Here is a 24169-nt window from a genome sequence, read left to right on the forward strand (position 1 = left end):
AACCTCCCCTGAACTTGACAAACCGATTCCCGCCGGCAGGGAATCGCACGTTTGACTTTTCTGTTAATTCAGTGTACTATGGTTATGCTCATAAAGCAAATTAATAAAATCGATTCAATCGATGAAAATTTTTAATACTTCCAAAAGGCGGTTGACAAAATGGAACTAAGAGAATTGAAAAGCTTTCTGAAAATTATGGAAGTGGAAAGTTTTTCCCGGGCAGCGAAGGAACTGGGATACTCACAGTCCGCTCTCAGTGTACAAATCCATTCGTTGGAAACAGAGCTGGGCGTCCGCCTCTTTGATCGTCTTGGAAAACAGGTGGCCTTGACGCCTCCAGGCAGGGAACTGGCCCGGAGAGTGCTTCCCATCCTCCAGGAAGTGGCTGAAGTAGAGAATGTGATGCACAACCGGCCTTCTACGGCTGTGCTCCGGCTGGGGATGATCGAAAGCCTGTGCAAGGCCCATATGCCGCAGATCATGGATTATGTATCCCGGAACCTGCCTCATTTCCACATCACCATCTCCATCGATTCGCCCAGTGTACTCCTGGATGCCCTGAACCACAACAAAGTGGATCTGGTCTACGTATTGGACAAACCTCTCTTTGATGTGAAATGGGTGAAGGTGTTCCAGAAACGGGAGAACATCGTCTTTGTCTGTTCCCAGGATTCTCCTTTTGCCCGGAGAACGGACGTCCCCCTGGAAGAAGTGATCCGGCAGCCCTTTTTCCTTACAGAGAAGGCGGACAACTACCGGCTCAGCCTGGATCAGCGCCTGGCAGCCCGGCAGCTGGTATTGGAACCTTTATTGGAAGTCAGCGATACCGGCTTCATCCTGGACATGGTCCAGCGGAACCTGGGACTTTCTTTCCTGCCTCAGTATGTGGTGGAGAACTGTCCATTCCGAGACAGGCTCCAGATCCTTCGGGTCAGGGATTTCCAGATGCATATGTACCGTCAGCTGTTCTATCACAAAGACAAATGGCTGACCCAAGCCATGAAAGTATTTCTCCAGCTGGCCCAGCAGGAAAATCCTCCGGATGAGAGACTGGATAGGCAGGAGATTTCCCGAAAAAAGAGAAAGGGCTCTTGCATGGGCTAGGGGAGTATGATATAATTGTCAAGCGTTAATGTCGGGATATATTAATGCAATTTTAGAAAGAGGTGTTTCAGGAATGAAAAAGGGAATCCATCCTAACTACGGTGAATGCACCGTGATTTGTGGCTGTGGGAATACATTCAAAACTGGCAGTGTAAAGAAGGAACTGCGCGTGGACGTTTGCTCCAAATGCCATCCTTTCTTCACTGGTAAACAGCGTGATATGTCTGCCAGAGGCCGGATCGAAAAATTCAACAAACGGTACGGCAAAGACGCAAAATAAAAAATGCGCATGAACAGGGAGTGACTTGCAGACATTGCAGCACTCCTTTTCTTGTATCTGGGGAGTCATGGTATGACCAAAAAACTAAGCGTCGGTGGCCAGGCGGTCATCGAGGGAGTGATGATGCGGGGACCGGGGAAGATTGCCGTGGCGGTGCGTAAGCCTAATGGGGAGATCACGGTGGACCTGAAGGATGCCGGCAGCATCAGCGACCGGTATCCCATCCTGAAGAAGCCTTTTCTCCGGGGTGTGGTGTCCCTGGTGGAATCCCTGGGGTACGGGATGAAGGCCCTGTCTTTTTCTGCCCAAGCTTCCGGGGAGGAAGAAGAGGGCGAAGAGAGTATGAGCAGCCTGGAAATGGCGGGGACCATTGCGGTTTCCGTGGGGCTGGCGGTGCTGCTGTTCGTGGTGCTGCCCACGGGAGCTATGAAGCTGCTCCAGAATGAAGGATCCAGCTCCATGGTGCTGAACTTATGCGAAGGCCTTCTGCGGCTGGGGATCTTCCTGCTCTACATCTGGGGCATTTCCCGGCAGAAGGACATCCAGCGGGTGTTCCAGTACCACGGGGCGGAACACAAGACCATCTATACTTATGAACACGGGCTGCCCCTGCGGGTGGAGAACGTGCGGCCCTTTTCCACCCTCCACCCTCGGTGTGGCACCAATTTCCTGATGATCGTCATGCTCATCAGCATCTTCATCTTTACCTTCCTGGGCTGGCCCAGCCTGTGGGAGCGGATCTTGTCCCGGATCCTGCTGATGCCGGTGGTGGCGGGCATCAGCTACGAAATCATCCGGTTTGCCGGGAAGCATATGGATAAACCCTGGGTCCGGGCAGCCATCCTGCCGGGCCTGGCGCTCCAGAAGCTGACCACCCGCCAGCCGGATGACGGCCAGATCGAGGTGGCCATCGCTTCCTTGAAAGCGGTGCTGCCGCCGGAAGAAATCATTGAATGACGGGGAATCATCATGTTTGAGAATTTGGATAAACTCCAGGACCTGGAAGACCGGTACCTGGACCTGGAAGCCAAGATCAGCGATCCGGACGTGATCGCTCGCCAGGAGGAATGGCTGAAATATACCAAGGCCCATGCCAAACTGACGGAAATCGTCACGGTATACCGGGAATACAAAAAGGTAGTGGATACCTGGAAGGACGATGAAGCCATCGTCAATGCCCGGGAAGACCAGGACCTGACAGTTATGGCGGAAGAAGAAATGAAGGAACTCCAGCCTCAGCTGGAAGCCTATGAGGAAAAGCTGACTCTGCTGCTGCTGCCCAAGGACCCCAATGATGAGAAGAACATCATCATGGAGATCCGAGCTGGGGCCGGCGGGGACGAAGCGGCCCTGTTTGCCGGGGACCTGTTCCGGATGTACACCCGGTATGCCGAACAGAAGGGCTGGAAGGTGGAACTGATGGATTCCAGTCCTACCGGGCTGGGGGGATTCAAGGAAGTGGTGTTCATGGTGTCCGGTACCGACGTGTACAGCCATATGAAGTTCGAAAGCGGCGTACATCGGGTCCAGCGGGTCCCGGATACGGAATCCCAGGGCCGGGTCCATACCTCCACGGTGACGGTGGCGGTGATGCCGGAAGCCCAGGAAGTGGATATCGAACTGAATCCGGCGGACATCCGGGTGGATACCTACCGGGCCGGCGGGGCCGGAGGCCAGTATGTGAACAAGACGGAATCCGCCGTGCGGATGACCCACATCCCTACTGGGATCGTGGCCCAGTGCCAGGACGAAAAATCCCAGGCCAAGAACCGGGAAAAGTGCCTGCGGGTGCTCCGGGCCCGGATCCTGGAAGCGGAACAGGAAAAACAGCGGGCGGCTACGGCTGCCGAGCGGAAGAGCCAGGTGGGGACAGGAGACCGGAGTGAACGGATCCGGACCTACAACTATCCCCAGGGCAGGGTCACTGACCACCGGATCGGGCTGACCCTCCACAAGCTGCCGGACATCATCAACGGGGATCTGGATGAGCTCCTGGATGCCCTGATGCTGGCGGAACAGGCCAAAAAACTCCAGCAGGTGAAATAAGATGCAGCAACAGAGAACCGTATGGACCATATTGAAGATCCTCCAATGGACCCAGCAGTACTTCAGCTCCAAAGGCGTGGAAAACCCGCGCCTGGATGCGGAAGTGCTGCTTTGTGCTGTGCTGGACAAGAGCCGGATCCAGCTGTACACCAATTTTGACGAGCCCTTGGAAGAACAGGAACTGAAACAGTACCGGGAGTATGTGGCCCGGCGGGCGGCTAGGGAACCGGTGGCCTACATCCTTGGCCATAAGGGTTTCCTCCATTATGATTTCAAAGTGACCCGGGATACGCTGATTCCCCGTCCGGAAACGGAGCTCCTGGTGGAACAGCTGGTGAGCCTGAACAAGGCGAAGGGTCCAGTGTGGATCCTGGACCTGGGCTGCGGCAGCGGAGCCATCATCGATTCCCTCCTGGCGGAACTGCCGGAAGCCCAGGGCATGGGCGTAGATATCAATCCAGGGGCGGCAGCGGTGACCCGGGAAAACGCGGAAAATCTTGGGGTGGGGGACCGGCTGGAAACGGTGGTGTCTGATTTGTATGAAAAAGTGCCCCAGGAACCGAAGTTCCAGGTACTGGTCTCTAACCCGCCCTACATCCCGGAAGGGGATCTGGCCGGGCTCCAGGCAGAAGTCCACCGGGAACCCAGGCAGGCCCTGGACGGCGGCCGGGATGGTTTGGATTTTTACCGGCGGATCCTCCGAGATGTGTGGACGTATCTGGATCCGGAAGGCATGGTGGCTTTTGAAATCGGCCAGGGCCAGGGAGAAGAGGTAGCCCGGCTGTGCCGGGAAGCCGGCCTGGACTGTGTAAAAATACGCAAAGATTACGGAGACATCGACCGGATGGTCTTTGCCACCAAAGGGGGAACGGTCTATGGAAACGCAATATTGGAAATTAAAGAAAGATGAACCGCTGGAATCTCAGCTGGAATCGGCGGCGAAACTTCTCCGGCAGGGAGAAGTGGTGGCCTTTCCTACAGAAACGGTATACGGTCTGGGAGCGGACGGTCTGAACGGGGAAGCCTGCCGGAAGATCTTTGCCGCTAAAGGAAGGCCGGCGGACAATCCCCTGATCCTCCACATCAGTGACAAGGAAGAAATCCGACCTTTGACCTCCGGTCTTTCGCCCATGGCGGAAAAACTCATGGAAGCCTTTTGGCCCGGTCCCATGACCCTGATCGTGCCCAAGTCGGAAATCATCCCGGAAGTGGTCACGGCTGGCCAGGAAACAGTGGCGGTCCGGTTCCCCAGCGATCCGGTGGCCCGGGCGCTGATCCGCCTGACCGGACGGCCTTTGGCGGCTCCTTCTGCCAATAAATCCGGAAAACCCAGCCCCACCAATGCCCAGGATGTGCTCCAGGATATGGACGGCATCATCGGCGGTGTAGTGGACGGCGGTGCCTGTGATATCGGAGTGGAAAGCACTATCATCGATACCACTGGGACGGTACCGGTGATCCTCCGGCCCGGGGGCATCACGGAAGAAATGATCCAAGAGGCGATGGGAGAAGTGGAGCTGGATCCGGGATTGGTACGGCCGGATCAGAAACCCAAGGCTCCGGGCATGAAGTACCGCCATTATGCCCCCAAGGCCCCTATGGTGCTCATCGAAGGGCCGGAAGCCGGCCTGGGAGTGATCCGGGCAGCCATCATGGCGGAAGCCTGGGGACTGAAGGTGGGTGTGCTGGCTCTGGACGAAACGGTCCAGCATCTGCCTCACACGGCCAGCCTGGTGATCTGCGATGCTGGGAAGGATATGGAAGATCTGGCGGAGAACCTCTATACGGAGCTGCGGGAATTCGACCGGCAGCAGGTGGATATCATCCTGGGAGAAGGGGTCCCCACTCAGGGACTGGGCCTGGCCATCATGAACCGGATGCGGAAAAGCGCCGGCCATAATATCTTGGTCTACGACCGGGGAATGTTCAAGAAAAAGAGCGGACAGGTGCCGGAATTCCTGCAGGCCATGGTGGTGGAATAAGAGAAGGGGGGTGTTGCACGTTACGTGCAACACCCCTGGTCTCATAAGCCGCATAGCGGCTCGGTCTCGGGTCTCGAGTCTCGAGCCGAATGAGAAATTTGCAAGCAAATTTTTTGAATGTACAAACCCTAATCTGCTAACGATAAGATATTCGTTTCTATATCCAGCACGATACTAATTCTACACCTTCAAAAGAACCTGGCCATGGGGACAGGTTCTATCCAACGGCTCGAGACTCACGACTCGAGACCCGAGACCTCAAAAATGGGGCTGTTGCGCATGCAACAACCCCCCGTCTTTTCTCTTTTCCCCCTTTGTGTTACAATGATTGAGGTATGCGGCAGACGCATCGGACTATGGATGAGGGAGGCAAAACTCATGAAAATCATGATCGGCTGTGATCACGGCGGTTTTGAATTGAAGGAAGTTTTGAAAAAATATCTGGCAGACAAAGGTCATGAAGTGGAAGATGCCGGGGCCTATACCCCGGACCGGGTGGACTATCCGGATTATGCCAAAAAAGTGGGAGAAGCGGTGGCTGCCGGCAAGGCGGAACAGGGCATCCTGATCTGCGGCACCGGTCTGGGCATGTCCATTGCTGCCAATAAGATCCATGGCATCCGGGCTGCCGTCTGTGGAGACTGCTACAGCGCAGAAAAGGCCCGGGAACACAACAACGCCAATATCCTTTGCCTGGGAGCACGGGTGCTGGGCACCGGCCTGGCAGAACAAATCGTGGATGCCTACCTGGGAGCGTCCTTCCTGGGTAGCTACCATACCCAGAGAGTCCAGAAAATCATGGACCTGGAGAAATAAGGTGGAAACATGGACAGAGAACAAATCGCACAAGAAATCGAAGAAGACGCAGAAGAACTGATCAGTATGGCCGGTGCCAAAGCCGGACAGGTCTTCGTGGTAGGCTGCAGTACCAGTGAGGTCCTGGGTAATAAGATCGGTACCGGGGGCTCCATGGAAATGGCGAAGGTCCTGTATGCCACTCTGCAGAAGGTCTGCCGGAAGCATAAACTGATCCTGGCGGCTCAGTGCTGCGAGCATTTGAACCGGGCCCTTGTGGTGGAACAGAAAGCCATGGAAAAATTCGGCTGGCAGCAAGTCACAGTCCGTCCCATCGAACATGCAGGAGGTGCTTTTGCCGCTACGGCTTACAATGAATTGAAGAATCCGGTGGTGGTGGAAGAAATCAAGGCGGACCTGGGGATGGATATCGGCCAGACCCTGATCGGGATGCATCTGAAGCGGGTGGCTGTTCCGGTGCGTCTATCCCGGAAGACACTGGGCAATGCGGTGCTGACTGCGGCACGGACCCGTCCGCCCCTGATCGGCGGAGAACGGGCTGTCTACAAATAAAGAGGGAGGCCTGGCATCAGGCTGCCCCCAATCAATCCATCGAGGAGGAAAGAACGAGATGAATAACCAGGAACTGCGTCAGGCAGATCCCCAGGTTGCTGCGGCAATCGGAGAAGAGCTGGGGAGACAGCGCCATAAAATCGAGCTGATCGCCTCGGAGAACTTTGTGTCTCCCGCTGTCATGGAAGCCATGGGGACTGTGCTGACCAATAAGTATGCGGAAGGCTATCCCGGCCACCGGTATTACGGGGGCTGTGAATTCGTGGATAAAGTAGAAGAGCTGGCCCGGGAAAGAGCCTGTGAATTGTTCGGAGCAGAACATGCCAATGTCCAGCCTCATTGCGGCGCCAATGCCAACCTGGCAGCGTTTTTTGCTTTTGTACAGCCAGGGGATACGGTGATGGGCATGAACTTGTCCGAAGGGGGCCATCTGTCCCATGGATCCCCGGTGAATATCTCCGGAAAATATTTCCATATCGTCCCCTATGGAGTGGATCCAGAAACGGAACGGATCGATTATGACAAACTGGAGAAGATTGCGGAGGAATGCCGGCCCAAGATGATCATCGGGGGAGCCAGCGCCTATCCCCGGATCATCGACTTTGAACGGATGGCAGCCATTGCCCACAAAGTAGGAGCAGTACTCATGATCGACATGGCCCATATTGCCGGCTTGGTGGCTGCCGGGCTCCATCCCAGCCCGATCCCCTATGCGGATGTGGTGACCACCACTACCCATAAGACCCTCCGGGGGCCCCGGGGCGGCATGATCCTGTGTCCGGAAAAATATGCCAAGCAGATCGATAAGGCGGTATTCCCTGGCACCCAGGGCGGTCCCCTCATGCACATCATCGCAGCCAAAGCGGTGGCACTGGGCGAAGCACTGAAACCGGAATTCAAGGAATACCAGAAACAGATTATCAAGAATGCAGCTGCCCTGGCGGATGAACTGACCCAGCAGGGACTGCGTCTGGTTTCCGGCGGCACGGACAACCATTTGGTGCTGGTGGATACCCGGTCCAAGGATCTGACCGGTAAGGATGCGGAACATATGCTGGATGCCATCGGCATCACCTGCAACAAGAATACCATCCCCAATGATCCGGCCAGCCCCTTTGTGACCAGCGGTATCCGGCTGGGGGCTCCGGCAGCTACCACCCGGGGCTTCCTGGAAGAGGATTTCCGGGAAGTGGCCAAAATCATCGGCTTGGTGCTCAGCAACCCCGGAAAAGAAGAAGCCCAGAAAGAAGCTGCGGCCCGAGTGGCTGCCCTGTGCGAAAAACATCCTCTCTATCCGAATCTGTAATTGGGAAAGGAGCCTGTACCCATGCAAGTCCATGTTGTGAACCATCCTCTGATCAAAGAAAAAATGACCCATTTGCGTGACAAAAAGACAGCTCCCCGGAATTTTCGGCGGCTGCTGGATGAAATCGCCCAGCTGCTCTTGTTCGAAGTGACCCGTGATCTCCCCATCCGGGAAGTACCGGTGACGACACCGATCGCGGAAACCACCGGGTACGAATTGGCCATCAGTGGCATCACGGTAGTCCCCATCCTGCGGGCCGGCTTAGGTTTTCTGGATGCCGTCCTGGATCTGGTACCGGAAGCCCGGGTGGGCCATATCGGATTGACCCGGGATGAGGAAACCCTCCAGCCCATCAAATACTACTGCAAGATCCCCAAAGACAAGGAAGCGGAAGTCATCCTCATCGACCCCATGCTGGCCACTGGCGGCAGTGCGGCTGCGGCTCTGACGATGCTGAAGGAAGAGGGCTACAAACATTTCCGGTTCATGTGTTTGGTGGCCGCTCCGGAAGGGGTGGAACTGGTCAACAAAGAACATCCAGATGTACCCATCTATACGGCCGCCCTGGACGACCATCTCAACGAGCACGGCTATATCGTACCTGGTCTAGGAGATGCTGGGGACCGGGTATTCGGGACGGTGGAATGAACCATGGACAGACCTGATTGGGACAGTTATTTCATGGAAATCGCCGAGGTGGTTTCCAAACGGTCCACTTGTCTGCGCAGGAAAGTGGGAGCCGTCCTGGTGAAGGATCGGCAGATCCTGGCCACTGGGTACAATGGGACGCCCAAGGGACTGCCTCATTGTGAACAGGTAGGCTGTCTCCGGGAGAAACTCCATGTGCCCAGCGGGCAGAACCACGAACTGTGCCGGGGTATCCATGCGGAACAGAATGCGGTGATCCAGGCGGCGGTGAACGGGGTATCCACCCTGGGGGCTACCCTCTACTGCACCCACCAGCCCTGTGTGGTGTGTTCCAAGATCCTGATCAATGCCGGGATCAAGCGGATCGTTTACGCCAATCCCTATCCAGATAAGCTGGCTCAGGAAATGCTCCACGCGGACACGTCCCTGGAGCTGGAAGAATTTCATAAGAAGTGAGGGGGGTTGCCCCCGGTCTCATAAGCCGCATAGCGGCTCGGTCTCGGGTCTCGAGTCTCGAGCCGAATGAAAAATTTGCAAGCAAATTTTTTGAATGTACAAACCCTAATCTGCTAACGATAAGATATTCGTTTCTATATCCAGCACGATACTGGTTCTACACCTTCAAAAGAACCTGGCCATGGGGACAGGTTCTATCCAGCGGCTCGAGACTCACGACTCGAGACCCGAGACCTCAAAAAGAGGCTGTTGCGCATGCAACAGCCCCTTTTGCTGTCAGATCTTCTGAGAAAGCAGCAGATCTACATTCTCCGTATCGTACTCGATCTGTTCGGACCAGCGGCGGGCGGCTTCCAGGGCATCTCCAGTACGGGCCGCCTGGAGGAAGATGAAACAGGTGCTTTGGCGGGCGTAGCGGGCCAAGGTTTCCATGCCATAGGCCGCTTCCTGATCCAGCTGTCGGTAGAAGATGAACTGATAGAGCCGGTCAAAGAAAGCCAGGGGAGCTTTTGCCCGGTAGCTCCAGTATTGTTCCAGGGCTTCCGGCAGGGCAGCCAGGAGTCTCTGGAGATCCTGGGTCCAGGCAGCATCGATGGGTTCTGTGACAGAAAGATCCTGAAGGATCTGGGTCAGTTCTTCCAGGGTCAGGTCCGGTGAGAAATGCAGTTCCTCTTCCGGCAATGCTTCCAGACCCATTTCTGCCAGCAGCTCCGGAAAGGTCAGCTGGACGCCGGTCTCTTCCTGGGTGAAGTGGAGAGGGCCTGGCAGGGCGGCTAGGATCTCGCAGGTCTTTTCGCAGCAGAGCCCGGTGCCACACAGGATGTATTCATACACATAAGTGAAGAAACGGGGATGGACGGTACAGATGTCGCACAGGGCATCTTCTCCCAGTTCCTTGATCACCCGGCAGAGTCCATCCGGATCCAGCAGATAGCAGTATCCCCTGGGATCCAGCTGGAAATGCCAGGTATCTCCTTCTTTCACCATAGCCTGGCGCAGGTCGTTTCCCAGTTTTCCGGGCAGATGCTGGTAATAGTCTGCAGTGTCTTCATCGATGTCGATCTCCCATACTTGACAGCAGGTATGACGGCAGTCTCCTCCTTTGCAGCAAAAATCATTGAATCCTTCCGGGATGATGGAAATCATGACAGAACACTCCTTTTTATAGAGATGGCATCATTATAACACGGAAGAGGCAATGAAAAGATTGGAACACTTTCACAGTTTATGGTAAAATATAGACTAAATTATTGTGAGAGTTTAGCTTCTGGCTCCTGGCGGGGCCGGAGTGGAAGTTCGAGGGGATTGTCATGATCAAAAGAGAAAAAAGCGCTGTAGAAGCGGCCGTACATCCATACAAGACACGGACAGGGGGGGCCACTGTAACGGTCTTTGTTCCTTATGACTGTAAGAACCATTGTCCGTTTTGTGTCAACAAGGAAGAATACGCAGATATGACCGGATTCTCCCTAGAAGCCATCTGCCACAGCATCGAAAAAATGGATACCCTGACTCCCTACTGTGATTTTGTCTTCACCGGAGGGGAACCGCTGGCCAATCTGCAAAGTCTGCAGATCATGCTGGACAAGGTATCAAAGACCCATAAGATCTACATTAACACCACACTGCCGGTGAGCCGGAATCAGACGGAAGAAGAAGTGCTGGCCTTTTTGCAGAAGAACCGTAGAAAGATCACCTGCCTGAATATTTCCCGTCATATGCAGCATTACGTGGAAGAATCCAATGATGGCCTTTTGGCTAAGCTGCCGGTCCGGTTCCGGATCAACTGTGTGCTGTATAAGAAATACCCCAGGGAACAGATGATTCCCTTCATGGAACGGTTCCGGCAGGTCCATGCGCCTTCTATCCAGTTCCGGTTCGACTATACGGAAACCACACCGGAAAATCTGTACGATGAACCCCATGACCAGATCCTCCGGGATCTGAAGAAAGTGGCCTGTTATACGGGGCTGGATGGCTGCCGGATGCGCTGCGGGTTCCATTTCAAGTACAAGGACCTGGAACTGGTATATCACAAGACCCTGCCTTACAGCACCATTGTGGAGAAGGATCCTGGAGATGGGGAAACGTATGCTATCCTTTACGATATCCTGATCAAGCAGAATGGCCGGATCGACTCCGACTGGGATGGCACGGTGATGGATGTGGATGCCTATGCCCACTGCAAATTCGAACCCTATGACCTGAAATGGCTGGAACGGGTGCCAGCTTGGCAAGTGGAAGAAGAGGAAGAAGAGCTGTTGGGAGCTCAGCCCTGTACGGTGGTGTGAAAAAGGGGGGTGTTGCACGTTACGTGCAACACCCCCGGTCTCATAAGCCGCATAGCGGCTCGGTCTCGGGTCTCGAGCCGAATGAGAAATTTGCAAGCAAATTTTTTGAATGTACAAACCCTAATCTGCTAACGATAAGATATTCGTTTCTATATCCAGCACGATACTGGTTCTACACCTTCAAAAGAACCTGGCCATGGGGACAGGTTCTATCCAACAGCTCGAGACTCACGACTCGAGACCCGAGACCTCAAAAAGGGGCTGTTGCATGCGCAACAGCCCCTTGCTATAATAGATGGAAAATCCAAACACAAGAAGCAAAGTAGAAAGGAAGGAAAATCATGAAATTGGAAGAAGTGCGCCAAAAAATCGATGCCATCGATCCTCAGATCCGGGAACTGCTGATGGAACGGCTGGACTGTTCCCGGCTTGTAGCCGAGACGAAACAGGCTGCGGGGGAGACCAATATCTATCGCCCGGACCGAGAACAGGTGATTTTGCAGAAACTGTCCCAGGGAGTCCCTGGAGACCGGCTGCCCGAATACTTGGCGGTGGTCCGGAAAATCATGGAAACCAGCCGGATGTACCAGTATGGCATGCTCTTTGACTGGAATCCCCAGCTTTTTGCTGAACTGGCCAAAGGGATTGAGATCCATCCAGGAGGGACTCGAGTGGTGGTCCGGCTGACCCGGCCTGACCGCCCCAATGCCATGAGCAGCATCTTGAACATGGTGGGAGACTACGGCTACAACATGCAGTATATGGAACTGCTCCATTTCAATAAACCAGAGAAGACCGTGACCTTCGATTTGACGATCCTGGGAGATCTCAGCGAAACCACTATGCAGAAACTCATGTTCCAGCTGTCCAAGGAAAGCCAGGATTTCCAGATCCTGCGGAATGAATAAGGGGAACTCATGACAAAATCTCAAAAAGATCTGTTTTGTCTGATCCTTTCTTTGGGAGCGGGGTTCGCTGTAAGGCTACTTCCGGCTCCGGCTCCCTTGACCCAGGAGGGCCTGGCTGTGCTGGGAATCTTCCTGACTTCCCTGATGATGTGGATCACCATTTCCATTGACTGGCCCAGCCTGATCACGATTTTCCTGCTGGGCTTCCTGCCCCATTTCGGTTTTGGGAATATCCTGAAGGGGACATTCGGCAACACCACGGTAGCCTTCCTGCTTTTCACCTTCATGTTGGTGTATCCCCTGTCCAAGACCCATTTTGTCCGGCGCTGTACGGTGACTTTCATCACCAATGCCATTGCCCGCCGGGGGCCCTGGTCTTTTGTCAGTTTCTTGTTTTTTGCGGTGACTTTCATGGGCCTGTTCATCTCTCCTTCGGTGCTGTTCGTGGCCTTCATGCCTTTCCTGGAAGATATCTTCCAAGTCCTGGAGATGAAGAAAGGGAGCCCTTCTGCCAATATGATCATGCTGGGGACGGCCTTCTGCATCAGCCTTTCTTCTGGGATGACAGCCATCGGCCATGTGTGGCCCACCATGGCCATCGGCTATTATACAGCAGCGACCGGACGGGATGTGAACCAGTTCCAGTACATGGCTATGGGAATCCCTGCTGGGATCCTGCTGGTGGTGCTGCTGCTCCTGGTGTTCCGGTTCCTTTTTAGGCCGGCTGATATTGGGACCATCGAACCCCAGAAAGCCATGAGCCTGCGGGGGATGGTCCCCCAGGCCGATACCCGAGAAAAAATTATCCTGGGGACCATGGCACTGACTGTGCTGCTGTGGGTGGGGCCCAGCCTGGTGAAAAGCTTCGACCCGGGATTGTACAAGATGGTCAGCCGCTGGACCACCGCTATGCCTCCTCTGTTGGGCTGCATCATCCTGTTCATTGCCCGACATAAGGGAGAACCCATCATGAACTTCAAAGAAGTCATGACCAAGGGGGTATTATGGGCGTCCATCGTCATGACGGGAGCGGCTACCATGTTGGGGTCGGCGCTGACTCATAATGAGATGGGCATCAAGGCCTGGCTCAGCGGCATGCTGGCACCCATTGCCAGTGGGCTGCCGGTACTGGGGCTGATCCTGTTCTTCTTCGCCTGGTGTGTGCTGGAGACCAATTTCTCTTCCAATATCGTGACTACCACGGTGGTCAGTGCTGTGGCCCTGTCCGTATGCCAGGCCCTGCCGGCTGGGACGGTTTCCGTGGGCGCGGTGGTCTGCCTCATTGGTTTCGGGGCCGGGATCTGCAACATGACACCGGCGGGCCAGTCCACCATAAACACGGTGGCCATCGGGTCGGGCTGGACCACGGCCAAGGACATGTTCGTCTGGGGCGGTGTCTTTGCTCTGCTGGCCGTCCTGGTCATGGCTTTCGTAGGCTATCCTATCGGGGCACTGATCTTGGGATAAAAAACCATACGTATGACCTATGACGAAGGGGGGCTGCACGTGCAGTACCCCCTTTCTTTTGCTATAATAAACAGGATAGAAAAAGATGGGAGGTTGGAAAGGATGATCAGATTTTGTCCTCATTGCGGGAAGGAATTGGAGCCAGGGAATCGGTTCTGTCCTTTTTGCGGGAAAGAGGTCCAGGAAATAAAGAACAAAACAATAGCGGGGACATCGCCCTCTGCACCGGCTGCAGGGAAATCCCCGTCCGGCGCCAGGAACAAGATCTTGGCAGGAGGACTCATCGCCCTTATTCTTTTAGGCGGGGGAGCTTTTTATTTCCAGCGACAGAAGGCCCAGGAAGCTTCCCAGGCTGCAGCCATAGCAGCCCAGGAAGCCAAACAGGAAACAAAGGAAAAACCAGCTGATAAGCAGGATGCCAAGGACTCCATTGCTGCCGTACAGGAAATCCTGGATCGGGAAGGCCTCCCAGGAAAGGTGATGGCTACTTCTTATGGTCATGATCCCAACGGCAGCCTGAGCGTGATCGGGGGTAAAGGACGCCGCCTGCTGGTCATCGATGGACAAAATCACCAAAAGGCTTTCGTGGATGCTACGACCCAATTGTATCATTTCATCAACCATCGTACGGGGAATCTTCCCCCAGTGATCTTCCAGATGCGGGTCCTTGACGAGAAACCCGGAGATGATGAAAAAGCAGGATACTGGGATGGGACCAGCCATGTGATCCCCATCTATGCCCAGTATTCTTTTGACGGGGACGGCAAAGTGGTACCAGGGATGCTGAATACAGGACGGGGCGGACGGCCTTCCCATTATCACGATTATCTCCAGGAACAGCGCCATGTGGACCTGGCCAATCTGGTCCTGACAGAAATGCAGGCTCTCCATGAAAATGCTGCTGCCCACCATATCCAGCTGTAGGCTCCCGGTTCACGGAGAGAAAGGATGATATGATGTTTTGTATGAACTGCGGCACCAAACTGCCAGATAATGCCAGATTCTGTTACAACTGCGGGGCGAAGATCCCAGAAGGCTTGGGACAGGAGGGAACGGCCGTCCCGGAAAGTCCGGAGCCATCGGTCACTGACCTTCCGCAAAGCGCTGCTCCAGTAGACGCGGCGGCTCCGGAGGAAACTCCTGCAGCTGCGGAAAATCCCCTGCCGGAGGCAGCCCAGCAGGAAACCCTTCCGGAAGTACCTGGCAGCCATTTTACGGTGCTGGGGAAATACCAGGTGGAACTTCCCCGGGCTACGGCACTGTACAACCAGCTGTGGGCGCCTTTTAACCGGGAAGGGCTGCGGGCGGCGGACCGGGCCCAGGATGAATTGGAGGACCACCTGAAGGAACATGCGGTGGACAATCCAGTGGAATTTTCCTCTCGGTTGCTGAAATACTGTACGGTATCCTGTGATCCTTTTTTAGAAAAAGCAGTGGATCTGCTCCTGGAATATGGCATCGATTATGTCACCAAAGAGGATCTTCGCAACAAATTGGCAGACAAGATGAAAAAAACGGATCTGGTCCAGGCCATGCAGGAGGATCAGGAAGCCATCGAGGCATACCAGCATGAGCTGGCAGTGGAAGCCCAGGCCAATAAGGCCAACTGGCAGGGCGGGGGCTTTGGCATCACCGGGGCGGTGAAGGGAGCCATCAAAGCCCAGATGCTCAACACCGCTCAGGATGCCCTCAGTTCTCTGGGCAGGAGCATCACGGGCAATTCTTATTCTGCTCGGTTCCAGCGGTTCATCGAGAACCGGATCAGCCAGCGGGATTATCCGGAGATGGCATGGGACTTCATCAGCGGGATCTGCCGGTATGACTTGTTCGCCCTGATCCACAGGATGCTGGTAGACCAGGGCAGTATCCCGGCCACCCAATTTGAGACCCACAAGGCCGACAGCCGGCGGAAAAATCTGTTGGAACGGTTCGCAGGGGGGAAGATCACCCAGGAAGAGATGATGGAGGGTTTCTGCCGTTGCCTGGAAATCACCGGGGATTCACTGCCCGTCTATGAACAGATGCTCCTTTTGGATCCGGAAGCAGCCAAAGATGTATTCCAGATGGCGACCGCAGAGGGATATGAACTGTCCTTGGCCCGCCGGATCAGGGACGAATATATAGATGAGCGGGAAATTGTGAAGAACTTCAAATTTCCGGATTGGATGCCAAAGAATCTCCATCGGGTGATGTATCCGGTTTCAGGTCCGGCTATGCTTGAGGCAATGTTGATCCTCCTCCGTGAAGAACCTGAACAATTTGAGAAAAAGGATGACGGAAGGACGGATATTGCTTTGATAGGAGTCCCGGAAAATTACTGGATCCCCTCCTGGACGGAACAGGTGGATTTCTGGGGCATGGAAAAAAGCTGTGCCGTCCTGGAACTGGAACAGCTGGGAAAGACCGATTGGGCCGGCCAGGGCGTCCACTTCCATCTGGTGGATTTTGCCGGGGAAGCCGGGGAATGGGCGGAAAAGGAGCAGGCGGAAAAAATGCAGGAAGCCAAGAAAGCCTTGGGAGCCGGGAAAAAAGAGGAAGCCTTGGCTGCCTTCGATGCCGCCAGGGAATTGGGAAGCGGCGAAGCTGCCTATCAGGCTGGCCTGCTCTATCAGGAACAGGAGCAGGAAGAAGCGGCAGAATGGGCTTTTGTAGAAGCAGCCGTATTGGAAGAGAAGGAAGCCGCCTGGCAGGTGTACCAGATGATGAAGGAAACCGATCCGGAACAGGGTCGGGTCTTCCTGAAAATGGCGGCGGAAGCGGTCAGGTATCTGGAAATCAGCGAGAAATATACCGAAGCCATAGCTTGGTACCGGAAGCTTGCAGAAGAAAAAGAGGGGACGGCCTGTCTCCGTCTGGGCTGGATGGCTAGTCAGGGAGAGGGCATGGAAAAAGATGCCGGAGAAGCCGTGGAATGGTATGAGAAGGCCGTGGAATACGGCTGTGAAGATGCCAAGAAACAGCTGGGGAAACTGGCTTTTTCCTTGGGGCAGCAGGCGGAAGAGAAAGCCGGGAGTGAATCTGGGGAACAAGCTGCTCTGGACAGGGAACAGGCTCTGACATATTACCGGAAGGCTCAGGCTCAAGAACAGGACGGAGCCATGGAAAAAGTCAGGGATCTGGCTCTGACACTGGGAAAAGAAAAGGAGGAGCAGGGCCGGGATCGGGAAGCCCTGGCCTTCTATGAGGAAGCCGCGGATCAGGGAAGCATGGAAGCGTGTCTCCAGGCTGCCTGGATCTGTATGGATCCTCAGAAAGAGACCTACGACTTCGGGCAAGCCCGGAGCTGGTATCAGAAGGCGGATGCAAAAGCCCATGAGAAGGGTGAAGAGCAGGAAGCCATCGAGAAAGAATGGAACCGGCGGAAGGCCCAGGTGCCTTTGACAGATCGGGTAGCCTGTCTGACAGAGCTCATGGATGATGATGGGTACTATTATGTGGGAAATCGGCTTTCCGGACCCTTGGACAATGCCATGCAGGCCTATGGGAGCAGCGGCGGTGTCCAGCGGGAACAGGTAGTGCTCCTCTGCGACGCTACCCATTCTCTCCTGTGGGGGAAGGGAGAACAAGGGTTCCTGATTACCCAGGATGGACAGATGGTCAGCTCCCGGGGATTCCGGATTTCACTGGATCGACTGGGACCGGTGGAATGCAGCAATCAAAAAATGGTGGAAGTAGCTTCTGGTACAGTACTGGCCCAGTTCAAGACACAGGAACTGGAAGATGAGGATTTCTGTAATCTGCTTAATGAAATCGTCCTGCTGCCCCGTCCGGAAAAACAGGAAGCGAGAGAGGCGCCGGCTCAGCCTGGGGTCCAACCGGCTGAACAGCCTGGAGACCAGCAGGATCCAGGAGCTGAAAGCGCTGGAGTGTGTCCTTGCTGCGGGGCTCCTTTGAAACCCGGGACCCGGTTCTGCGGCCAATGTGGGAGCCCTTTGGAGCCGCAGGCAGGTCCGGAAGGCAGAGCAGGGGAAATCCAGGAACAAAAATCGGCAGGGAAGGACCGCCGGGAAGCCATCTTGGCTTTCTGCCGGGAATTCCAAGAAAAGATTTCCGCTCCTTTCTATTTCCGCTGCCTTCCTGATATCCCGGAAAAGAAGTTGAGAAATGCCATGACAAGTTATGGGACCCAGGTCGGCATCCGCCCGGAAGATGTACTGGTGCTCTGTGACACTACTTTGTTCGGCAGTGCCAAAGAGGGCTTCCTGTTGACGGCAGACCGGCTGGTTTCCAACGCGGGGAGCTTCGCTTTGGAGGAATGTGGGGAAATCATCCCTGCCAAAGGGATGATGGACAGCAAAGTCGTCCTAATGCCCCAGCATGTGGTGATCGCCGATATGCCCCCCAGTGACGAACAGACGCTTTTCATCCAGTGGTTCAATGGGATGGTAAAAAAATGAGATGGCAAAGGAAGCCTGCTTTGCCGACTTAGGATTGACTAGAAAGGTTATGGTGAAATGGAATTCTTTCTTTTTGTACTGCTGCTGACTTTGGTGTCTTTTTGTATGGCTGTGCTCGGCTATGGTCTGGCTCTGCGGTTCTTTAATGGGTCCAAACTGGCCCGGTATATCCTGACACCTCTTTTGGTGGTGGGATGGGATTTCCTGGTGGTGATCCAGGACCAGAATCTGCGCTGGGTGTTCGGGGCCCTTCCCATCCTGGCCGTCTTGGGATTGTTCCTGTACGCTCGGAAAAAGTATGAAGAAGACCCGGAACCTTTGGAACTGGCTCGAAAACGGAATGGTTATACACTGGACCGGAAAATGCGCCGGTACCAGAAAAAGAATCAGAAAAAAAGCAAAAAATAAAGGGATTTTCTGGAATATAGCGAATAATATCCCTAAAGAGCAAGGAAGGGGATGAGGATATGTTCCAGAAAATCCTAGTACCGGTAGATGGGTCGAATTCGGCGTGGAAAGCATTGCAAACGGCAGCTGTGCTGGCTGAGCGGTTCCAGGGAGAGCTTCGGGTATTTACCGTGATGGAACCCTATAACAGCCTCAGCCTGTTCCAAATCACGTTGGATGAAAACCTGATGGACCGCAGCAACCGGGAGATGAAAAAGGCCAGCCTGGCCGTATTGGATATGGCCAAAGAAAAACTGCAGGAATGTGGTTTTCAGGGGAAGGCCTCTTTTGAAGAAGCGGAGGGCAATCCGGCAGAACAGATCTTGGAAAAAAGCCGGGAAACGGACTGTGATTCCATCGTCATCGGCAGCCGGGGACTCAGCGGGATCACGGAATTCCTGCTGGGGAGCGTCAGCTCGAAAGTTTCCCAGTACGCATCGGTTCCTGTATTCGTGGTGAAATAAAGGGGGAAATCTTATGTTCCAAAAGATTTTAGTACCGGTCGATGGTTCGAATACGTCCTGGAAGGCACTGGAGACGGCAGAATCCTTGGCGCAGAAATACGGCGGGACATTGACTGTCATTACGGTGATGGTCCCCTATGGGGTAGGGAATCTGCTCCAGATGTCCCTAGACCAGACCCTCATCGACCAGAACAATGCGGTGATGAAAAAAGCAGGATATGCCACTTTGGATACGGCCAAAGAAAAACTGCAGGGATACCAGGGAGAAGTGGATTATCTGGAAGAAATCGGGAACCCGGCGGAACGGATCCTGGAAGTGTGTACGGCGAGAGGCTGTGATACCATCGTCATCGGCAGCCGGGGGCTCAGCGGAGTGGAAGAGTTCCTGCTGGGGAGTGTCAGCAGCAAGGTTTCTCAATACGCAAAGGTGCCAGTCGTCGTAGTGAAATAGGAACGCATAGCGCGGATGGATCGGAAATCTTGAAAAACAGCAGGAATGTATGATCTTTTGTTGAATGGTACCTTATATCAAGTCATGAAGGAATTACTTTGGAGGTGGTTGTATGTTTGAAAAGATCCTGGTGCCGGTAGACGGCTCAGAAACGTCCTGGAGAGCCTTGGCCGAAGCTAAGGAACTGGCAGAAGCCTTTCAGGGAGAACTGCTGGTGGTCAATGTAATCCAGCCCTACAACAATTCAGCGATGCTGGTGGTCCCTTTGGATCAGGCTACCATCAGTCAGGGCAATGAAGAACTGACGAAAATCGGCAACAGTGTGCTGGATACAGCGAAAGAAAAATTGAAGGACTTCAAAGGGACGGCTTCTTATGACCTAGAAGTGGGCCATCCTTCCGAAAGAGTACTGGCAGTCTGCAAGGAAAAGAAATGCACGGCCATTGTCATCGGCAGCCGGGGACTCAGCGGGATCGCTGAATTCTTCCTGGGCAGTGTCAGCTCCAAAGTCTCTCAATATGCCGATGTCCCAGTCCTGATTGTAAAATAACGGCTTTTCGTGCCGGCAAAAGGAGGAGTCTTTATGATCAATAAAATCCTGGTTCCTGTAGATGGTTCTAAGATTGCTCTCCGAGCTCTGGAATTTGCTATGGAGATCGGCGGCAAATTCGGGTCGGATATCATTGTCATCAATATCGATGTCCCCTATGACCTGAGCCGGATCAAAGCTCCCCGGAAAGACAAGAACGGCAATCCGATCCCGGTAGAGGCGGCGGCCCCTACGCCTTTGGAAGAAGCGGAAAAAGAGGCTAAAAAGATGGCCTATGACCGTATTTCCTTCAAGAAGGTCGTCGATATCGATCCGGCGGAACGGATCTGTGCCGAGGCAGAACGGGATGAGGTGGATTTGATCGTTATGGGAAACCGTGGTATGGGTGTCCTGGCAGGGTTCTTCCTGGGCAGTGTCAGCACAAAAGTATCCCAGAGCGCCAACTGTCCGGTGACCATCGTAAAATAAGATTACATATTGACTATAACTCCAAAGGGTGTCATAAAAAAGGGGCTGTGAAAAATGAAGAATCATTTTTTCACAGCCCCTTTGGTTGCGAGTCGTGAGTCACGGGCTTGTTGGTGCAAACCGAAAATCCCATTTTGCAAATTCCAGTGGATTTTGCCTTATCATCCTATAGACAAAGAACAAACGGCTTAAACGTCAAGGCTCGTGGCCCGTGACCGGGGGTGTGAATTTTTTCACACCCCCCTTTTTCCCAGTCTCCTCCTGGCTCTTTTGTGCAGCAGCAAAAGAGCCAGGAAAAGGAATCCGATCCCGGTGATCAGCGTCAAGAGGACACTGCCACCAGAAAGACCGGCAGCCAGGTAAGCGGCAAAACAGCAGGCTGCCACCAGACAGGCATAGGGAATCTGGGTCCCTACATGCTGCAGGTGATTGCAGCCAGCTCCGGAAGAGGAGAGGATGGTAGTATCAGAGATAGGAGAACAATGGTCTCCAAAAACAGATCCGGCCAAGGTGGCAGAAAGGGTGACCGTCATGATGGCAGGAGTGGCGGATTGGCAGATGAATACCACAATGGGAATGAACAGCCCGAAGGTCCCCCAGGCAGTCCCGATGGAGAAAGAGAGGCCGGCAGCTACCAGAAAAACGATGGCCGGCAGCAATTCCATGGGAATGTTGCTGGTTTCCACCAGTATGCCGATGTATTTCCCGGTGCCCAGGTAATTCTGGCACAGGGTCCCGATAGTCCAAGCCAGGGTCAGGATGATGTAGGCAGGGACCATGGTATTGATCCCTGCACCGATGCTGTCCATGAACTGCCGGAAAGTCATGAGTTTCCGGGGCACGAACTGGAAAAAGGCCACCAACAGGGCCCAGAAACCGCCCAGCACCAGAGCAGCCGAAGAATTGCAGTTGCCGATAGCTGCCTGGAAGGAAAGCCCTTTGGACCAGTATCCTCCGTTGTACAGCATGGCCAGGATGGTAAAGATGATCAGGGAGGCAATGGGAATCAAGAGATCATAGACCGTTCCTTTGGTTGTCACTGGCTTCTGCTGTTCCACCGCTTTCTGGTCGATAGCACCCAGTTCTCCTTTTTTCTCTGCCTGGTATTCCACAGTGGCCATAGGGCCGAATTCCAGATCGGTGCAGGAAAGGATGGCGACCATCAGGATGGACAGGATGGCATACATATTATAGGGGATGGTGGCAAAGAAGGCGGCCATTTCATTGGGGAAAGCCCCGGTTTCGTAGAGCGTGGATCCTACAGCTGCCGCCCAGCTGGAAATCGGAGCGATGATGCAGACCGGTGCAGCCGTGGTATCGATGATATAGGCCAGCTTTGCCCGGGAAATCCTGTATTTATCCGTGACCGGTTTCATGACAGTCCCCACGGTGAGGCAATTGAAATAATCGTCGATGAAGATCAGGATCCCCAGGATGCTGGTAGCCAGTTCGGCAGCTCGGCGGCTGGTGATCTTCTGGGTGGCCCACTGTCCATAGGCTTGAGAACCGCCGGCTTTGTTCACGACCGCGACCAGGGCCCCTAGGAGAGCCAGGAATAAGATGATGTTGAATTTATCCGGGGTGCCTACGGTCTTGGACATGATCTCGAATGCAGCTGAACTCATATCTACCAGGCCGCCGCCGGAAGCGGCTGCATAGAGCAGGCCTCCGGACAAGATTCCCAGCATCAGCGAGGAAATGACTTCTTTTGTAAGCAGGGCAAGAGAAATAGCGATGATAGGGGGGAGAAGGGATAGGATCCCTACGTCTACAGGTTCCATGATGTACTCCTTTTCTTACGGAAATAGATTGGAATTCAAAAAAATATGTTTTATTGTATCATACTTCACTCTATATTTCACAAAACTGACGAAATTTGTTGAAAATTTCCTATGCTGTGGTATAGTAAAAGAAATCAAATACGAATGAGGGAGATGCTTATGGAAAATTTGTTTGCATGGATCAACTCCGTCTTGAAGTTTGTAGGTCCCCTGTCTGACTTTTTTTGGGACATTCCCACCCAATTTTCCTGGTATAAAAATCTGCCCCTCCTGGGGAGCTTTTCGTTCGCTATTATCGTCCTGGTCGGTTCCGGCATCTATTTCAGCCTGCGGCTCCATTTCATCCAGCTGACCCATATGGGGGAGGCCATCCGACTTCTGGTCCGTCGGCGCAGTGCTGCCACGGGGATTTCGCCCTTGGCGGCTTTCATGCTCAGTTCTGCCATGCGGGTGGGGCCCGGCAACATCCTGGGGGTGACCGGCGCTATTTCTGTAGGGGGGCCGGGGGCTCTGTTCTGGATGTGGGTCTCGGCTTTCTTCGGTATGGCTACGGCTTTTGTGGAAGGGACCATGGCCCAGATCTTCAAGGAAAAACGCCAGGGAGCCTTTGTGGGCGGGCTGCCTTTTTATGGACGGGCTTTATTCGGTGGCAGCCGGACTGTAGGGGTTTTCCTTTCCCTGTTGTATATTTTCTATGCCCTGGGCTGCCTGCCTGCCCAGGGGTATAATGTAGTTTCGTCCGTGGGAGCGATCGGGTCCATGATCACGGGGACTGAAATCCCTACAAAGTCCTTCTTTTATTATGGGACAGCGGCTGCAGTCCTGCTTTTCACAGCTATCCTGGCGTTCGGGGGCATCAAGAAAGTCACCCGGGCCACCAATGCTATGGTACCGGTGATGGCTGTGATCTATGTGGCCACTACGGTCCTTCTCATTGTGGCCAATGCAGATTCGGTACCCTATTTCTTCCAGGCTGTGTTTTCCGGAGCTTTCCGGCCGGAGGCTTTTTTCGGCGGTGTATTCGGCACGGTGCTGGTCCAGGGGGTCAAACGGGGCCTTATGAGCAACGAAGCCGGTCAGGGGACCATCACCATGTCCGCAGCTTCCGCAGATGATGAACATCCCTGTGAACAGGGGCTCCTGTCTGCAGCCGGGGTTTTCCTGGATACCCATATCATCTGCACCATGACCGGGTTCATCGTCATCATGGCCCATTCCTGGAACCAGGATCCTACCGCCTGGAAAGCAGCAGGGAAACTGCCCAAATATCTGATGGCCGTGACCCAGCTGACCCATACACCGGGGCTCAACCTGGCGGTGACCTTGGCACTGACCCTTTGTTTCTGTCTTTTTGCCTATACTTGCCTGATCGGCATGGTTTCTTTCTCAGAAATCGCTGCTGCCCGGCTGAGCAAAAATCCTCAGGTGATCGTGGCCGTGCGGTGTCTCTGCCTCCTGGTAGCGACCTTCGGGATCCTGGTGAACATCGCCGGCTACGACTTGAGCAATCTCTGGGCCTTTTCGGATCTGGCCAATATTGTCATGGTGTACTGCAACGTCCCTCTTTTGTACAAGGGCTTCCAGTATGTTCTGAAGGCAGAACGTCATTTTGTCAGCAGCAGTCCAGAACCTTTTGACGGAAAGGAAGTCCTGGGCATCGAGACACCTTGCTGGCCGCGGAGATGAGAGGACAATCCTCTACCATATTTGAAATTAAGTCCCAAAGAGCCAAAAGGGGTGCTGCACGTGAACTGC

The 24169-nt window shown here is 54.2% G+C and carries 24 protein-coding genes; 22 read left to right on the forward strand and 2 right to left on the reverse strand.

Going from position 1 to position 24169, the window contains the following annotated elements:
- The first annotated feature begins 159 nt into the window (after positions 1-159).
- The 11 genes from ACTUHY_RS02765 (at position 160) to ACTUHY_RS02815 (ending at position 9190) form a co-directional block, all read left to right on the forward strand.
- Positions 160-1104 carry a LysR family transcriptional regulator gene (locus tag ACTUHY_RS02765; RefSeq protein WP_442826506.1) on the forward strand — a complete coding sequence of 315 codons (945 nt, stop codon included), beginning with the start codon at positions 160-162 and terminating at the stop codon, positions 1102-1104.
- Between the two features lie 73 nt (positions 1105-1177).
- Complete coding sequence (gene rpmE, locus ACTUHY_RS02770) at positions 1178-1384, forward strand: 50S ribosomal protein L31 (protein ID WP_012937812.1); 207 nt, start codon at positions 1178-1180, stop codon at positions 1382-1384.
- A gap of 72 nt (positions 1385-1456) precedes the next feature.
- Entirely contained in the window at positions 1457-2341 is an 885-nt protein-coding gene (locus ACTUHY_RS02775) for a DUF1385 domain-containing protein (protein WP_442826507.1), read from the forward strand.
- A 12-nt stretch (positions 2342-2353) separates the two neighbouring features.
- The gene (gene prfA / locus ACTUHY_RS02780) at positions 2354-3430 is read left to right on the forward strand and encodes a peptide chain release factor 1 (protein ID WP_442826508.1); all 1077 of its coding nucleotides are present in this window, start codon (positions 2354-2356) and stop codon (positions 3428-3430) included.
- Between the two features lies 1 nt (position 3431).
- Entirely contained in the window at positions 3432-4340 is a 909-nt protein-coding gene (gene prmC / locus ACTUHY_RS02785; RefSeq protein ID WP_442826509.1) for a peptide chain release factor N(5)-glutamine methyltransferase, read from the forward strand.
- Entirely contained in the window at positions 4306-5412 is a 1107-nt protein-coding gene (locus tag ACTUHY_RS02790; protein WP_442826510.1) for an L-threonylcarbamoyladenylate synthase, read from the forward strand. The genes prmC and ACTUHY_RS02790 overlap by 35 nt, the downstream gene beginning before the upstream one ends.
- Before the next feature lie 378 nt (positions 5413-5790).
- Positions 5791-6228 (forward strand): ribose 5-phosphate isomerase B, encoded by a 438-nt coding sequence (rpiB, locus tag ACTUHY_RS02795; RefSeq protein WP_278674470.1) that lies wholly within the window; start codon positions 5791-5793, stop codon positions 6226-6228.
- 9 nt (positions 6229-6237) lie between these two features.
- Positions 6238-6780: a TIGR01440 family protein gene (locus tag ACTUHY_RS02800; protein WP_442826511.1), complete on the forward strand. Its 543-nt coding sequence runs from the start codon at positions 6238-6240 to the stop codon at positions 6778-6780.
- A gap of 58 nt (positions 6781-6838) precedes the next feature.
- A complete protein-coding gene (gene glyA / locus ACTUHY_RS02805; protein ID WP_442826512.1) occupies positions 6839-8086 on the forward strand; it encodes a serine hydroxymethyltransferase in 1248 nt (415 codons plus the stop codon).
- Positions 8087-8107: 21 nt separating this feature from the next.
- Positions 8108-8734 carry a uracil phosphoribosyltransferase gene (upp, locus tag ACTUHY_RS02810; protein WP_442826513.1) on the forward strand — a complete coding sequence of 209 codons (627 nt, stop codon included), beginning with the start codon at positions 8108-8110 and terminating at the stop codon, positions 8732-8734.
- A 3-nt stretch (positions 8735-8737) separates the two neighbouring features.
- Positions 8738-9190, forward strand: coding sequence for a deoxycytidylate deaminase (locus ACTUHY_RS02815; protein ID WP_075579803.1), 453 nt, complete (start codon positions 8738-8740; stop codon positions 9188-9190).
- A gap of 276 nt (positions 9191-9466) precedes the next feature.
- Here ACTUHY_RS02815 and fliB read toward each other — a convergent pair whose 3' ends face one another.
- Positions 9467-10336, reverse strand: a complete 870-nt coding sequence (fliB, locus tag ACTUHY_RS02820) for a flagellin lysine-N-methylase (RefSeq protein WP_442826514.1) — start codon at positions 10334-10336, stop codon at positions 9467-9469.
- 164 nt (positions 10337-10500) lie between these two features.
- Between fliB and ACTUHY_RS02825 the strand changes: the two genes are divergently transcribed.
- The 10 genes from ACTUHY_RS02825 to ACTUHY_RS02870 all read left to right on the forward strand — a co-directional run bounded on the left by ACTUHY_RS02825 (position 10501) and on the right by ACTUHY_RS02870 (position 20633).
- Positions 10501-11481 carry a 4Fe-4S cluster-binding domain-containing protein gene (locus tag ACTUHY_RS02825; protein ID WP_442826515.1) on the forward strand — a complete coding sequence of 327 codons (981 nt, stop codon included), beginning with the start codon at positions 10501-10503 and terminating at the stop codon, positions 11479-11481.
- A 341-nt stretch (positions 11482-11822) separates the two neighbouring features.
- Entirely contained in the window at positions 11823-12389 is a 567-nt protein-coding gene (locus tag ACTUHY_RS02830; protein WP_442826516.1) for a chorismate mutase, read from the forward strand.
- Between the two features lie 9 nt (positions 12390-12398).
- Complete coding sequence (locus ACTUHY_RS02835) at positions 12399-13856, forward strand: SLC13 family permease (RefSeq protein WP_442826517.1); 1458 nt, start codon at positions 12399-12401, stop codon at positions 13854-13856.
- A 102-nt stretch (positions 13857-13958) separates the two neighbouring features.
- Positions 13959-14780, forward strand: coding sequence for a zinc-ribbon domain-containing protein (locus ACTUHY_RS02840; protein WP_442826518.1), 822 nt, complete (start codon positions 13959-13961; stop codon positions 14778-14780).
- A 29-nt stretch (positions 14781-14809) separates the two neighbouring features.
- Complete coding sequence (locus ACTUHY_RS02845) at positions 14810-18253, forward strand: zinc-ribbon domain-containing protein (RefSeq protein ID WP_442826519.1); 3444 nt, start codon at positions 14810-14812, stop codon at positions 18251-18253.
- A 57-nt stretch (positions 18254-18310) separates the two neighbouring features.
- Entirely contained in the window at positions 18311-18661 is a 351-nt protein-coding gene (locus ACTUHY_RS02850) for a hypothetical protein (protein ID WP_278674483.1), read from the forward strand.
- Positions 18662-18720: 59 nt separating this feature from the next.
- The gene (locus tag ACTUHY_RS02855; protein ID WP_442826520.1) at positions 18721-19164 is read left to right on the forward strand and encodes a universal stress protein; all 444 of its coding nucleotides are present in this window, start codon (positions 18721-18723) and stop codon (positions 19162-19164) included.
- A 13-nt stretch (positions 19165-19177) separates the two neighbouring features.
- Positions 19178-19615: a universal stress protein gene (locus tag ACTUHY_RS02860; protein WP_442826521.1), complete on the forward strand. Its 438-nt coding sequence runs from the start codon at positions 19178-19180 to the stop codon at positions 19613-19615.
- A 112-nt stretch (positions 19616-19727) separates the two neighbouring features.
- On the forward strand, positions 19728-20165 hold the full coding sequence (locus tag ACTUHY_RS02865) for a universal stress protein (protein WP_442826522.1): 438 nt from the start codon (positions 19728-19730) through the stop codon (positions 20163-20165).
- A 33-nt stretch (positions 20166-20198) separates the two neighbouring features.
- Positions 20199-20633: a universal stress protein gene (locus ACTUHY_RS02870; protein WP_442826523.1), complete on the forward strand. Its 435-nt coding sequence runs from the start codon at positions 20199-20201 to the stop codon at positions 20631-20633.
- A gap of 233 nt (positions 20634-20866) precedes the next feature.
- On the opposite strand, the gene ACTUHY_RS02875 is transcribed toward ACTUHY_RS02870, so the two are convergent.
- Positions 20867-22414 carry a Na+/H+ antiporter NhaC family protein gene (locus ACTUHY_RS02875; protein ID WP_442826524.1) on the reverse strand — a complete coding sequence of 516 codons (1548 nt, stop codon included), beginning with the start codon at positions 22412-22414 and terminating at the stop codon, positions 20867-20869.
- A 159-nt stretch (positions 22415-22573) separates the two neighbouring features.
- On the opposite strand from ACTUHY_RS02875, the gene ACTUHY_RS02880 reads away from it, so the two are divergent.
- Positions 22574-24100 (forward strand): alanine/glycine:cation symporter family protein, encoded by a 1527-nt coding sequence (locus ACTUHY_RS02880; protein ID WP_442826525.1) that lies wholly within the window; start codon positions 22574-22576, stop codon positions 24098-24100.
- Positions 24101-24169: the final 69 nt, after the last annotated feature.

This window comes from Acidaminococcus nyctereutis (assembly GCF_052216985.1).
In the GTDB taxonomy this organism is placed as follows: domain Bacteria; phylum Bacillota; class Negativicutes; order Acidaminococcales; family Acidaminococcaceae; genus Acidaminococcus; species Acidaminococcus fermentans_A.